The organism is Lentzea sp. NPDC004782 (assembly GCF_040609115.1).
In the GTDB taxonomy this organism is placed as follows: Bacteria; Actinomycetota; Actinomycetes; order Mycobacteriales; family Pseudonocardiaceae; genus Lentzea.
In genome coordinates, this window is sequence record NZ_JBEXJN010000071.1 from 28,126 (window position 1) to 40,949 (window position 12,824).

Genomic DNA, 12,824 nt, shown 5'->3' on the forward strand with positions numbered 1-12,824 from the left:
TATTGACGCAGCTCGGCGTGCATGGTTCCACTTTCGAGTGAAGGCCACTCGAATGGACGCAGAGCGCCCACTTTCAGTGACGATGAATACTCGCTTTGAGCCTTGCGAACTCCTCCGCGAGCGCCGGCAGCTGCCAGTGCGCGTTCAACCCGCTCGGATTGGGCAGCAACCACACCCGCACCCCGCCCACGGTGTCCGGTTGTGGCCCGACCTGCGCCTTCTTGCGACCGAAGGCCGCCCGGTACACCGTCACACCCAGCACCGCGAGAACCTCCGGTGAATACCGCTCGACCTTTTCGGTCAGCTCGACCCCGCCGGCTTTCAGCTCGTCAATGGTCAATTCGTCGGCTTTGGCGGACGGGCGCGCGACGACGTTCGTGATGCCCAGGTTGAGGCCGAGGAGCTGCAACTGCTCGGCGGGCGCGAAGAGACGCGGGGTGAAACCGGACAAATGCAGCGCGGGCCAGAACCGGTTTCCCGGCCGGGCGAAGTGGTGACCGGTCGCCTCCGAGACGAGGCCGGGGTTGATGCCGCAGAAGAGCACGTCGAGCCCTGGCTTGATCACGTCGGGAATCACCGGCCAAGCTTACGAGGTGAGCCGCCCGATCCTGTTCCTCGACGTCGACGGCCCGCTGCTCCCGTTCGGCGAGGGCATCGCCGGGCGCGGCCTCCAGCACGACAACCCGCTACTCGCACGGCTCGATCCACTGCACGGCCCGTGGCTCGCCGCGCTGCCGTGCGAGCCGGTGTGGGCCACGACGTGGATGGACGACGAGCTCACCGAGCGGGATCACACCCAGGTCGCCGAGCGCCACCCCAAAGCCTTGCTGCACAAGGTGAACCCGCGCCACGGCCTGACCGACGTCGATGAAGGGCGCCTTCATCCACCTGGAGTGGATGAAGGCGCCCTTCATACAGATCAACTAGCACGGATTCGAGTCGGCCTCGACTGGTCATCAGCGCGACCTTCACGAGCCTCGTAGATCGCGCTCCCGGAGCCGCTCAAGTTCCTGGCGTTCCACCTCAGGTGGAGCAAGGAGCCCTTCATCGAGCACCCGGCGCGCCGGGACGGCTAGGACGCGGCAGGCACGCGCGGCCGCGGCGTCCACATCGTGTAGCCCGCCCGGCGCGCGTCCTCCGGCGAGTGGAAGAACGCGTCCCCCTTCATCCGCTTGTAGTACGGCGAATCCGGGGTGTGGAACATCATCGTCCGCGAGTTGGCCTTGATCGCGGGTGCCAGGGCGACCGGCTCCTCCATGATCGACAGGCGGCCCTCGGCCGAAGCCGGAGTGGAAGCGGCGGTGCGGGAGCGCAGGGACAGCCACGTCAGCAGCACGCCCGCGAGGAAGGCCCCCGCGCACAGCAGGAACATCTGGATGAAGAAGCCGAACAACGCAGAGCTCCTAGTCCGAAGTGAAGTCCTCGTCGACGCGCAGGCCGTGGGCGGCGGCGCGCAGGGCGTCGCTCAGCAGGCCCGCGCGGTCCGGGTCCGCCACGCGGGCCGACGCGGTCAGGTGTCCTCTGTGGACGACGCCGGTGAAGTCGGTGACGTCCTGGTCGAGCACCACCCCGAGCAGGGAGGCGGCGACGGCCGGGGTGACCGGCATCCGCTCGCCCGCGTTCGCGGTGATCATGTCGGTGATGCGGTGGGAGGCGGTGAGCTCGCGCACGGCGTCCACGACCTCCTGGCGCTCGGTCGCGGAGGCCGCGGTGCCGGCCAGCACGATCTCCGTCGAGCGCACCGCGAGCACGAGGTGGCCGGGTGCGATCTCGGCTTCCGGGCGGAACACGGTGCCCACCGAAGCGAGCAGCATCGGCACTACTAGGGCGCCGACGAAGACGCGCTGCGGCAACTGCACGCGCCTGACCTACCGCATCCGGCGGCAGGAATGCCACCACGTGCCGCAGAAGGCGCAGGACAACATGTCCGAATTCACCCGTTCGTGGAGACCACCACGGGCACGCCGTCAGCCACCAACCGCCAGTCCCGGCCCGCGAAAGCCGACGGGTCCAGCACGCCGGCGGCCTTGACCCAGTCGATCAGCAGCTGCCGGATCTCCTGCTGCTGGTTGTGCAGCACAGGCGCGGAAGCGATGTGCGGGAAGTCCCCGCCACCGGCCTGCCGGTAGTTGTTCACGGCCACCGCGAACTCGAAATCGTCGTCCACCGGCACCCCGTCGTACGCCAGTCCCACGATCCGCGACCCCACCGGCCGCGCGATGTCGATGTCGTAGGTCAGCGGCGCCGACAGCCCGTAGGCGATGTCGAAGTTGTAGTCCGGCACGTCCGCCGACACCTCGGCCGCCGTGAAAGGCCCGGCGGAGGACACCTGCCGGAAGTACCGCGCCGACTCCTCCAGGAAGTCCCGCAGCTGCCCGCCTGTCAACCGCACGCCCAGCAACGTGTTGTCGAAGATGTACAGCCCGGCAACGTCCCGAATGGACACTTCGCCCGCCGGGATCGCCGCCGCCCGGTTGAACGGCGCGCACAACGACAGCATCGGCAGCGACGTCGACTTGGCCACCTCCAGCGCCTGCACGTGGTTGATGAACCGCAACGCCGGCGTGTCCTCGAACCGCGACCGCTCCGCGGACATCGCCGCCGCGCAGGTGCCGATCCGGCCGTTGACGTAGGTGACGACCTTCTCGTGGTCGTGCCGAAGCAACCGCACGATCCGCGGGTCCTCGGCCACAGCAGAAGACGACAGCACGGACGACCGCGAGGACACCACCGACCACCGGCCGTCGAACTCCAGGTCGAACTCCATCACCGACAAACGCTTGCCCCAGTACAACGGCTCGGTCAGCAGCACCGGCCGCCCGGTGACCTTGTTCGTCACGAACCGCTGCGGGATCTCCACGTGCGCATGACCGACCAGCACGGCGTCGATGCCCGGCACGGTCTCGGCTACCAGCTCCGCGCAGTTCTCCGGAAACGGCACCTGATCGCCCAGTGACGACGACAGGTCGGCGCCGGAGTGCGCCGCCACGATCACCAGGTCGGACTTGGACCGCACCTCCGGCACCCAGTGCAGCGCCTGCTCCACGAGCCCGGGAAACGTCAGCACGCCCTCCACCACCGCCCGGTCCCACACCGCGATGCCGGGGTTGGTGAGCCCCAGGACGCCGACCCGCAACGGCGGCCCGCCCGTCCGCCACACCGTCTTGACCACGTACGGCGCGAACGCCGGCTGCCCGGTCGAGACGTCCAGCGCGTTCGCCGCGAGCAGCGGGAAGTCCAGCTGCCGTTCGAACGTCCGCAACACCTCCAGGCCGTAGTTGAACTCGTGGTTGCCCAACGCCGCGGCCGTGTAGCCGATGGCGTTCATCGCGGCGGCCATCGGATGCACGTGCGCACGCGTGATCGGCTCGACGCGCGCGTAGTAGTACGCCAGCGGTGTGCCCTGGATGGTGTCACCGGCGTCAAGCAGCAACGTCCGATGCCGCCCCACGGTGTCTCGCACCCCGGACACCAGCGTGGAGATCTTCGCGAGGCCGACGTCGTCGTGCGCGTAGTCGTCGAACTCCCTGTCGCGGTAGTAGTCCCAGTTGAAGAGGTTGCCGTGCAGGTCGGTCGACCCCATGACGGTCAGCGTGAACGTGCGCAGGCCGCTCACCTCCGTCAGTCGTCGGGCCTCAAATCGAACATAGCTGCTCACAATTGACGTAACCGCCAATCGCCCGAACGGTGGACGGCTCTCACAGGTGGTACACAGGCTCAGCAGCCACCATAGGAGCCATGCGCACGATGAAATCCGAACTCCGCAGGCCTGACGGGCAGCCCGTGCGGGTGCTCGTGGTGGACGACGAGTCCACTCTGGCCGAGCTGATGACGATGGCGCTGCGCATGGAGAAGTGGGACGTCCGCACCGCCCTCGACGGCACCACCGCGGTCCGCACGGCACGGGAGTTCCGGCCGGACGCGGTCGTGCTGGACGTGATGCTGCCGGACTTCGACGGCTTCGAGGTGCTGCGCCGCATGCGCGCGGAGCAGCCGAACCTGCCGGTGCTGTTCCTGACCGCCAGGGACGCCGTGGAGGACCGCATCGCGGGCCTCACCGCGGGCGGCGACGACTACGTGACGAAGCCGTTCTCTCTCGAAGAGGTCGTGCTGCGGTTGCGTGCACTCATGCGGCGCACCGGCGTCACGGAGGAGGATGCGGGCGCACGGCTCGTCGTCGGCGATCTGTCTCTCAACGAGGACACGCGCGAGGTGACCCGCGGCGGCGAGCAGATCTCGTTGACCGCCACGGAGTTCGAGCTGCTGCGCTACCTGATGAGCAACCCGCGGCGGGTGCTGAGCAAGGCGCAGATCCTCGACCGCGTGTGGAGCTACGACTTCGGCGGCCAGGCCAACATCGTCGAGCTGTACATCTCCTACCTGCGCAAGAAGATCGACGCCGGGCGCGCCCCGATGATCCACACGATGCGGGGCGCGGGCTATGTCCTCAAGCCTTCGGCCTAGGACGCTGCGGGCCAAGCTGATCGTCGGCCAGATCGCGGTGCTGCTGGCGTTGTCCGTGGGTACCGGCGCCATCGCGGCGCTGGCCCTGCACGGCTTCCTCACCCACGACCTCGACCGGCAGATCAACGAGATCAAGCAGCCACCGGTGGGTCAGCGCGCGCCCGGCATCAACGCGCAGATCAACTCCGACGGCACCGTGACCGGCACGATCGAGCTGCCGTTCTGGAACCAGCCGCGCCCGCTGAGCTCCCACGAGGCTCACGAACTGCAGGAGCTCGGTCCGGGCAACCACGGCCTCGACCTGGGCCACGACGTCGGCTACTTCCGCGTCCACGTGGACCAGAAGCGCATCAAGGGCCTGCCGTCCGAACCGGTCGACGAGGTCGTCTGGCAGATGATCTGGCTGCTGGTGGCGCTCACCGCGGCCGGTGTCGCCGCGGCCGCGCTCGTCGGGCAGCGGATCATCCGGCGTGCGCTCGTGCCGCTCGACCGCGTCGCCGACACCGCCACCCGCGTCTCCGAGCTGCAGCTGCACGAGGGCGACGTCGCGCTCGCCGAACGGGTGCCGGACACCGACCCGGACACCGAGGTCGGCAAGGTCGGCCTGGCGCTGAACCGCATGCTCGGCCACGTCGGTGACGCGCTGAAAGCCAGGCACGACAGCGAAACCCGCGTCCGCCGGTTCGTCGCGGACGCCTCGCACGAGCTGCGCACCCCGCTCGCCGCCATCCGCGGTTACGCCGAGCTGACCCGGCGTTCGGAAGAGGACGTGTCACCGCAGATCGCGCACGCGATGAGCCGGGTGGAGTCCGAAGCCGTCCGGATGACGTCGCTGGTCGAGGACATGCTGCTGCTCGCCCGTCTCGACGACGGCCGCCCGTTGGAACGCGAGGAGGTCGACCTGTCCCGGCTCGTGCTGGACGTGGTCGGCGACGCCAGGATCTCCGCACCGGACCACAGCTGGAAGATCGAGCTGCCCGAGGAACCCGTGACCGTGCCCGGGGACGTCCAACGGCTGCACCAGGTCTTGGGCAACCTGCTGTCGAACGCCCGCACCCACACGCCACCCGGCACCACGGTCACCACCGGCCTGAAAGTCCACAGTGGACGCGTCGATCTGACGGTCACCGACGACGGGCCGGGCATCCCGGAAGGCCTGGAGGTGTTCGAGCGGTTCGCCCGCGGCGACAGCAGCAGGTCACGCGCCGCCGGCAGCACGGGGCTGGGGCTGTCCATCGTGGCCGCCGTCGTCGGCGCGCATGATGGCGAGGTGACCGTGCAGAGCGTCCCAGGCAAGACCACGTTCACCGTCTCGCTGCGGGTCTGAGGACTCGCTCCACAGCAACGGCAGCAGGTCCGCGCCGCGCCGCCACAGCCACGGAACCCCCTTCAGCAGCAACCACGCGACGTGGTGCCAGACCGTCAGCTCGCGGCCGCCGGAGCACTCCAGGCTGACCTCGCCGACCGTGTGGCCGAGCGCGCGCAGCTCGCGGGCGAACGCCTGGGCCAGCATCCGGTGACCGCGCTCGGACGGGTGCAGCCGGTCGACCGCCCACGTCTCCAGCTCGTACGCGCCGGGCAGCGTGTGCAGGTCGACGCACCGGACACCGTGCCGCGCCACCACGACGTCGATCACGCGGTTGTACTCGTCGATGCGCTCCTTCAGCACCCGGCGCAGCCTGCCGGGCAGCTTGAACACCCTCCCCTGGTCGTGGAACCGCACGGTGACGACCGAGGTGCCGATGTTCGTCAGCTCGCGGCAGATGTGGTCGAGGTCCTCGTGCATCTGCCGCACCGAGAAGTCCGACCGGAGCGTGTCGTTGACGCCCGCGATGACGACGGCGGCGCCGGGCTGGTCGCGCAACGCCTGCGGCAGCTGGGTGTGCCTGACGTCCGCCAGCCGCGCACCGGAGACGGCGTAGTTGCGGTAACCGTCATCGGGGTACGCGGACGCCAGGATCGGGCCGAAGCCACGCCAGCCGCCGGGAACGAGGTCGCCGATCCCGACCGCTGTCGAGTCACCGAGTAGCACCAGCACGCGACTCAGGATCAGCGTGCCCGGTGATCTCGGAATGACCGTGTGGGAACCGTTCAGCGAAATGCTGGGTAAAGAGGGAGTTCGAGCACCTCAGCGCCGTAGCGGTCGACCAGCGCGCCGATCACCGCGTCGGCGTGCGACGCCACGGTCTTCTCGCCCAGGATCAGCGCGTCGCCACGCAGCCGCACCCACCGGCCGGTCAGCACGACGCTGCGCGGCGGCGCGTTGACAACGTTGGGCATCGGCTTCGACAGCGCCCGCCACGTCGCGAGCCACACCCACAGCAGCTGCGCTTCCAGCAGGCGAGGTAAGAGGATCGCGTCGTCGTCCATCTCCGGCCACACCGAGCCGACCTCGGCCCGCCACGCGGCGACCATGGCCTCGGACATGCCCGGCGGCAGGCCCCACCCGCACCAGCACGACGGGAACGGCACGCGCAGCGCGGCGGCGTCGAACACGATGTCGCGGACGCAGCCGCCCTCGAAGTCGACGAACCGCACCCCGCGCGAGGTGACCAGGTGGTTGTCCGGACAGGACGTCGACGGGCTGAACGCACGCCGCCGCGAGGTGCTGAAGGCCCGTGCGGCCGCGGCGGCGAACTCGACGGCCTGCGCGGACGTCTCCACGCCGAGCGTCGATTCGAGCAACGCCGGTAACCCCGCGATGGCCGCGTGCACGTCGACCGCGATCGGGTCCTGGCAGCACTGCGCGCCGGCCCGGCGCATCAACGCGTCGAAGTCGGCGTCCCGGCCCGCCGTCGTGGCGTGCAGGCGGCCCATCGCGTGCGCCCACGAGAGCAGGCCACGTTCCGCGGCGCGCGCGTCCTTCGCGTGCAGCTTCTCGGACAACCTCGGCGCACGGCCCAGGTCCTCCAGCACGACCAGACGCGACGTCACGTCGTGCGCGAACAGTTCCGGGGTGGCGCGTTCCTCCGCGGGCAACGCGGTGAGGAGCTGGTGGCTGACGGCCTCGTGCGCCCACGGGTCGCGGTCGCCGGAACCGGCTGGATAGCGCTTCACGACCAGCGTGCGGGGCATCGAGAACGGCGAGGACGCCACTCTGACCCGGATCACGACGGAACGACCGGTACCCCCGAGAGCCTCGGGGTCCTGCAGGCGCACCTGTGCGCCCAAACGCCTGGTCAGTACCCGCTCGGCCGCGTCGACAGCTTCGGCGATCTCAGGTGAAGTCGTGTCGGGAGGGCCCGCGGTGATCTCCACGCTCATCCCCTCCGACCCTACTCCCCATGTCCGTGAGCCGGACCGACGCTAATCCGGCCAGGCTGCGACTACCACCACTCGTTGATAACGGCTCGCGCTGTTCCCGGATCACCCCTTGGACAGTGGACGTGTGGAAACACCATCCGTTGCCCGGCGCCTGCGGATCAACAGAACGAGCGCGGCGGCGACGACAATACCGATCAAGTTGATGCCCAACTGGGCCACCGCGGGACCGACCCTGTCCCACACTCCGAGAACCGCGGCCAGCGCGGCGTACCCGGCCGCCGGAACCGTGGTGACCGAGATGAACACGCCGACGAGCGCCGCGGACTTCGCGGACGTCATCGACAGCATGCCCGCCGCGCCCGCCAGCAACGCCACGATCAGGGAAAACGGCCCGAACTGGTAGACGAAGTCGACCTGGTGGCCGTTGACCAAGGACATCCGGTCGAACAGGCCGCCGAACTCACCCAGCCACGTCAGCAGCGACGTGATCACCATGGCCAGCGGGAACCCGATCCCGAGCGCGATCGATGCCCGTTTGACCAGGTCCCACCGCTTCGCGACCAGCCCGACCGCGATCGCGGCGAGCGGCCCGAACTCCGGCCCGACGACCATCGCGCCGACGATCGTGACCGGCGAGTTCGTCGCGACGCCCACCGCCGCCAGCAGGCACGCGATGGTCAGGAACGCCTGGAAGGTGACGCTCGGCCGCGACTCCTCACCGGACTTCGCGATCAGCTCTTCCCACACGATCACGTCGGAGCCCTCGCCGGGCGCGAGCTCCTCGGCACGATCGGCCGCGTCGGACAGCGAGGTGTCGATCGTCTCGATCGTGACGCCGCCGGTGTGGTCGATGTGCAGCTCGCACAGCCGGCTGACGATCTCGTCGACCGCCTCCCGCGCCACGTCGGCGGTGATCAGGTCGCCTGCGGGGTCGATCGCCGCGCCACGCAGGACCACCAGGTGGGTGGCCCCTGCGTGGTCGCGGAGGATCTTCAGCACGGCTTCGGACTGGTCCGCCGGGCAGACCACCCTCAGCCGCAGCATCAGGCCTTCTGCTCCTTCTGTTCCGGCTTGAAGTCGACGCCGGCCTCCTTGCGCTGCTGCGGGGTGATCGGCGCCGGCGCGGCGGTCAGCGGGTCGTAGCCGCCACCGCTCTTCGGGAACGCGATGACCTCGCGGATCGAGTCGGCACCCGCGAGCAGCATGACGAGGCGGTCCCAGCCGAGCGCGATGCCGCCGTGAGGCGGCGCGCCGTACTTGAACGCGTCGAGCAGGAAGCCGAACTTCTCCTGCGCCTCCTCGGCGCCGATGCCCATGACGTTGAACGCGCGCTGCTGCACGTCCGCGCGGTGGATACGGATGGAGCCACCGCCGAGCTCGTTGCCGTTGAGGATCACGTCGTAGGCGTAGGCCAGCGCGTTGCCCGGGTCGGTCTCGAAGTTGTCGATCCACTCCGGCGTCGGCGAGGTGAACGCGTGGTGCAGCGCCGTCCACTTGCCACCGCCGACCGCGACGTCGCCGGCCTCGAGCTTGTCGACGGCCTCGAACATCGGGAAGTCGACGACCCACGCGAACGCCCACGCGTTCTCGTCGATCAGGCCGACGCGGTGCGCGATCTCGACCCGTGCCGCACCGAGCAGAGCGCGCGCGTCCCGCGGGTCGCCCGCGGCGAAGAAGATGCAGTCGCCGGGGTTCGCGCCGACCGCCTTGGCCAGGCCGTCGCGCTCGGCGTCGGTCAGGTTCTTCGCGACCGGGCCGCCCAGCGTGCCGTCCTCGGCCAGCAGCACGTAGGCGAGGCCCTTGTGGCCGCGCTGCTTGGCGAACTCCTGCCACGCGTCGAGCGTGCGGCGCGGCTGCGAGGCACCGCCCGGCATGACCACGGCACCGACGTACGGCGCCTGGAACACGCGGAACGTCGTGTCCTTGAAGTACTCGGTGAGCTCGGTGAGCTCCAGGTCGAAGCGCAGGTCCGGCTTGTCCGAGCCGTACTTCGACATCGCCTCGGCGTAGGAGATGCGGCGGAACGGCAGCGGCAGCTCGACGCCCTTGGTCTCCTTCCAGATCGCCGCGAGCAGCTTCTCGGTCAGGCCGATGACGTCGTCCTGCTCGACGAAGCTCATCTCGATGTCGAGCTGGGTGAACTCCGGCTGCCGGTCGGCGCGGAAGTCCTCGTCGCGGTAGCAGCGCGCGATCTGGTAGTAGCGCTCCAGGCCGCCGACCATGAGCAGCTGCTTGAACAGCTGCGGCGACTGCGGCAGCGCGTACCAGGAGCCCGGACGCAGCCGCGCCGGCACCAGGAAGTCGCGCGCGCCCTCGGGCGTGGACCTGGTCAGGGTCGGGGTCTCGATCTCGACGAACTTCTCGCCGTGCAGCACCTCGCGGGCGATGCGGCTGACCTCGCTGCGCAGCCGGATGGCCTTGGCCGGGCCGCTGCGGCGCAGGTCGAGGTAGCGGTGCTTGAGACGCGCCTCCTCGCCGATCTCGCCCTCGCCCTCGACCTGGAACGGCAGCGGCGCGGCCTCGTTGAGCACCTCGAGGTCGGTGACGTAGACCTCGATGGCGCCGGTCGCCAGGTCCGGGTTCTCGCTGCCCTCCGGCCGCTTGCTCACGTCGCCGGTGACCTTGATGACGTACTCGCTGCGCAGCCGGTGCGCGCGCTCGGCCATCTCGCCCTCGCGGAAGACGACCTGGGCCACACCGGACGCGTCGCGCAGGTCGATGAAGATGACACCGCCGTGATCACGCCGGCGAGCGACCCACCCGGTCAGGGTGACGGACTGCCCGGCGTGCTCGGCCCGGAGTGATCCGGCCTCGTGCGTGCGCAACACGGTGGTGGCTCCTTGTAGACGAAGTCAGCTTTGCCGTCAAGGCTAGCTGGCGGCACCGACAGATTTTCAGGCAGGGCGGATGGCGGCCTTCGCCTCCGCCCACGCCCGTGGCCAGCCCGGGTCGACCTGCTCGGCGTTCTCGCCGTCGTCGGCGAGCCTGCCGATCATGTCCAGCAGCGCGGCCCGGTTCGCGGCGCCGAGCACCGGCATCACCTCGACGAGGAACGGCAGGACGGCCGTGGCCGCCGGGCACACGAACCCGCCCTCCTCGCAGACCGTCCGGTCGAGATCCTTTATTGCCTGTGCGACGACCTCAGGATCGTTGGACAGCAACGCTCTGAGGTGTCCAGGCGTGTCCAGCGCGGGACCGTACGCGTGGTCGATCTCGTGCCACGCAACGGAGTCCAGCCCTTCCAGCATGCGCGGGATCATAGTTCGCGCAGGGCTTCCCGCAGGTCTTCGTCCTGGTCGATCCCGCGCCAGCCGTCGCTGCTGTGAAAACGCCGGTCCGACGCCAGCGCCACCGCGGCCGCCTCCACCCGCACACCGGCCTCCGCCAGCGCCCGCGCCGCGTTGATCATCGCGGGCTCGAACCGCCCGGTGTCCACTCCGTCCAGCACCTCGGCGCACACCTCGACGAGATCACCCGGCTCACCGGTCATCTTCAGGTGCGCCCACCTGGTCTCGACGCGCATCGAAGTCCGTTCGACCTCCATCGGCAGCCGGTCGACCAGGTGCGCCGCGGCCGGCCCCAGACGCCGCAGCAGGTCCACGGACCGCCTGCGCAGCACGCCGTCCGCCGTCACGTCGGTCACGATCACATCGGCGGCCGCGGTGGGGTCGCCGCCGCACCGCCACCACGCCCACGCGGCGAGCGGGTCGGTGGGCGCGAGCTGGGGCACCGGTGTGCCGAGCCGGCCGAGCCGGCACAGCGCCGCAGCCCGGTGATCCGTGTCGAGCAGTGCCACCAGCTCCGCCACCTCAGGGCAGGCGCCGGGTGCCAACGACCACAGCGTTTCGTCCAGGGACGGGAGCGACATCGGCGATCTCAAGCGGTGCAGGAGATCCGGCACCCGTCGCCCGCACCGGGCCAGCGCCCACGCCGCCGCGTCACCGACCTTGTCGTCGAACACCGGTGACTCGTCGTCCAGCAGCACGGCGACGGCGTCGGCGTACTCCTCCGCCCGCAGGCACCCGAGCAGGCGTGCCGCCTCGTACCGGACGGAGGGCTCCGGGTCCTCCAGCCAGGACGCCGCGAGGGGCAGGAGTTCGGCCGCTGGAGACCGCCAGCGGCTCAGCAGCGTGCCCGCGTCGCGCAGCACGGCAAACCGCCGGTTCGGCGCCTTGCTGAGGCGGCGCAGCAACGCGGTGTGCTCCTCGGGACGTTCCGCGAACGCCTCGGTCAGTTTGCCGATCACAGCGCTCGGGAAGAACCCGAACGACGCGGTCTCCCGCCACACCGACATGTCGCCGGTGAACCCCGGCAGGAATTCCTCGACGCCCAGCCGCAACGCGTACGCGACCGCGTGCCGCAGCTGCGGATCGTCGTGCACCGGCAACCCGCGCAGCCACGCCGCGATCTCCTCGTCGGCCGCGAACTGCCCGGCCGCCACCACGATGTCGAGCCGCGACGGCAGGTCCGACCAGCACCGCCGCACGACCTCCAGCACACCGTCGGCCGATCCACGACCTTCGCCGAACGTGTGCCACGCATACCGGCGGACGGCCGGTTCGGCGTCGTCGGCCAATGCCGGCACGCGGAGCCGTTCCCGGTCCCAGACGCCACGCCACTCCGGATCTTCGGCGCCGTCGCCGGCCAGCCGGGACAACGTGATCAGGACGCAAATCCGCCACGGAGTGTCCACAGAGGACGCGAGGTCCACCAGGAACGGCAGTGCCGCGATCGCGGCCAGTTCACGCCTTCAGCGGCCCACAGCAGCTCGCCCAGGTCTCAGTCCGGCTTCGCCGAATACCGCCGGGCGCGCAGCAGGTGCGGAATCTCCTCCGCCGTCCCGTAGCTGTGTTCAAGCCGGTCCCACGCGATGTCCTCCAGTCCCTCCAGCACAGACGGGAGCATAGAAAGGGCCGCGACAGGTGTCGCGGCCCTTTCCGCCAGACCTAGCTCACGCGCGGGCCGCGCCCGCCGACGATGAAGGGCTCCTTACTGCACCTCAGGTGGATCTGGTGTTTTAACGTCAGGTGAGTTTCCTTAGCGGGCCGTCGTGTCAGCGGCGGCCCGTTTCTTGTTGTGTGTCTTGGGTTTGGGTG

12 protein-coding genes and 1 pseudogene are annotated in these 12,824 nt (G+C 69.8%); 3 read left to right on the forward strand and 10 right to left on the reverse strand.

Annotated elements, in window-relative coordinates; genetic code table 11:
- Positions 1-73: 73 nt before the first annotated feature.
- Positions 74-577 (reverse strand): G/U mismatch-specific DNA glycosylase, encoded by a 504-nt coding sequence (gene mug / locus ABZV40_RS40290; RefSeq protein WP_355454434.1) that lies wholly within the window; start codon positions 575-577, stop codon positions 74-76.
- A 16-nt stretch (positions 578-593) separates the two neighbouring features.
- Here mug and ABZV40_RS40295 point away from each other — a divergent pair, with 16 nt between their 5' ends.
- Positions 594-983, forward strand: a complete 390-nt coding sequence (locus ABZV40_RS40295) for a hypothetical protein (RefSeq protein ID WP_355454435.1) — start codon at positions 594-596, stop codon at positions 981-983.
- An 89-nt stretch (positions 984-1,072) separates the two neighbouring features.
- On the opposite strand, the gene ABZV40_RS40300 is transcribed toward ABZV40_RS40295, so the two are convergent.
- The 3 genes from ABZV40_RS40300 to ABZV40_RS40310 all read right to left on the reverse strand — a co-directional run bounded on the left by ABZV40_RS40300 (position 1,073) and on the right by ABZV40_RS40310 (position 3,616).
- Positions 1,073-1,393, reverse strand: a complete 321-nt coding sequence (locus tag ABZV40_RS40300) for a hypothetical protein (protein WP_355454437.1) — start codon at positions 1,391-1,393, stop codon at positions 1,073-1,075.
- Positions 1,394-1,403: 10 nt separating this feature from the next.
- Positions 1,404-1,859 carry a hypothetical protein gene (locus ABZV40_RS40305; protein ID WP_355454439.1) on the reverse strand — a complete coding sequence of 152 codons (456 nt, stop codon included), beginning with the start codon at positions 1,857-1,859 and terminating at the stop codon, positions 1,404-1,406.
- Positions 1,860-1,933: 74 nt separating this feature from the next.
- Positions 1,934-3,616: a 5'-nucleotidase C-terminal domain-containing protein gene (locus ABZV40_RS40310; protein ID WP_355454441.1), complete on the reverse strand. Its 1,683-nt coding sequence runs from the start codon at positions 3,614-3,616 to the stop codon at positions 1,934-1,936.
- Between the two features lie 122 nt (positions 3,617-3,738).
- On the opposite strand from ABZV40_RS40310, the gene ABZV40_RS40315 reads away from it, so the two are divergent.
- Positions 3,739-4,464: a response regulator transcription factor gene (locus ABZV40_RS40315; RefSeq protein WP_355454443.1), complete on the forward strand. Its 726-nt coding sequence runs from the start codon at positions 3,739-3,741 to the stop codon at positions 4,462-4,464.
- Entirely contained in the window at positions 4,442-5,791 is a 1,350-nt protein-coding gene (locus ABZV40_RS40320) for a HAMP domain-containing sensor histidine kinase (RefSeq protein ID WP_355454445.1), read from the forward strand. The genes ABZV40_RS40315 and ABZV40_RS40320 overlap by 23 nt, the downstream gene beginning before the upstream one ends.
- A 180-nt stretch (positions 5,792-5,971) precedes the next feature.
- Here ABZV40_RS40320 and ABZV40_RS40325 read toward each other — a convergent pair.
- The 6 genes and pseudogenes from ABZV40_RS40325 to ABZV40_RS40350 all read right to left on the reverse strand — a co-directional run.
- A pseudogene (locus tag ABZV40_RS40325) lies at positions 5,972-6,502 on the reverse strand (SGNH/GDSL hydrolase family protein); the annotation flags it as partial.
- A 53-nt stretch (positions 6,503-6,555) separates the two neighbouring features.
- Entirely contained in the window at positions 6,556-7,728 is a 1,173-nt protein-coding gene (locus ABZV40_RS40330) for a hypothetical protein (RefSeq protein WP_355454447.1), read from the reverse strand.
- A gap of 102 nt (positions 7,729-7,830) precedes the next feature.
- The gene (locus ABZV40_RS40335) at positions 7,831-8,772 is read right to left on the reverse strand and encodes a DUF389 domain-containing protein (protein ID WP_355454449.1); all 942 of its coding nucleotides are present in this window, start codon (positions 8,770-8,772) and stop codon (positions 7,831-7,833) included.
- The gene (gene aspS / locus ABZV40_RS40340) at positions 8,772-10,556 is read right to left on the reverse strand and encodes an aspartate--tRNA ligase (protein ID WP_355454451.1); all 1,785 of its coding nucleotides are present in this window, start codon (positions 10,554-10,556) and stop codon (positions 8,772-8,774) included. The genes ABZV40_RS40335 and aspS overlap by 1 nt, the downstream gene beginning before the upstream one ends.
- Positions 10,557-10,622: 66 nt before the next feature.
- A complete protein-coding gene (locus ABZV40_RS40345) occupies positions 10,623-10,976 on the reverse strand; it encodes a hypothetical protein (RefSeq protein WP_355454453.1) in 354 nt (117 codons plus the stop codon).
- Between the two features lie 8 nt (positions 10,977-10,984).
- Positions 10,985-12,421 carry a HEAT repeat domain-containing protein gene (locus ABZV40_RS40350; protein ID WP_355454454.1) on the reverse strand — a complete coding sequence of 479 codons (1,437 nt, stop codon included), beginning with the start codon at positions 12,419-12,421 and terminating at the stop codon, positions 10,985-10,987.
- Positions 12,422-12,824: the final 403 nt, after the last annotated feature.

What these genes read in the sequence shown, in the direction of transcription:
- ABZV40_RS40315 (WP_355454443.1), top strand. Translation starts at nt 3,739, where the DNA reads ATGCGCACGATGAAATCCGAACTCCGCAGGCCTGACGGGCAGCCCGTG.
- ABZV40_RS40320 (WP_355454445.1), top strand. Translation starts at nt 4,442, where the DNA reads ATGTCCTCAAGCCTTCGGCCTAGGACGCTGCGGGCCAAGCTGATCGTC.
- ABZV40_RS40330 (WP_355454447.1), bottom strand. Translation starts at nt 7,728, where the DNA reads ATGAGCGTGGAGATCACCGCGGGCCCTCCCGACACGACTTCACCTGAG.
- ABZV40_RS40335 (WP_355454449.1), bottom strand. Translation starts at nt 8,772, where the DNA reads ATGCTGCGGCTGAGGGTGGTCTGCCCGGCGGACCAGTCCGAAGCCGTG.
- ABZV40_RS40345 (WP_355454453.1), bottom strand. Translation starts at nt 10,976, where the DNA reads ATGCTGGAAGGGCTGGACTCCGTTGCGTGGCACGAGATCGACCACGCG.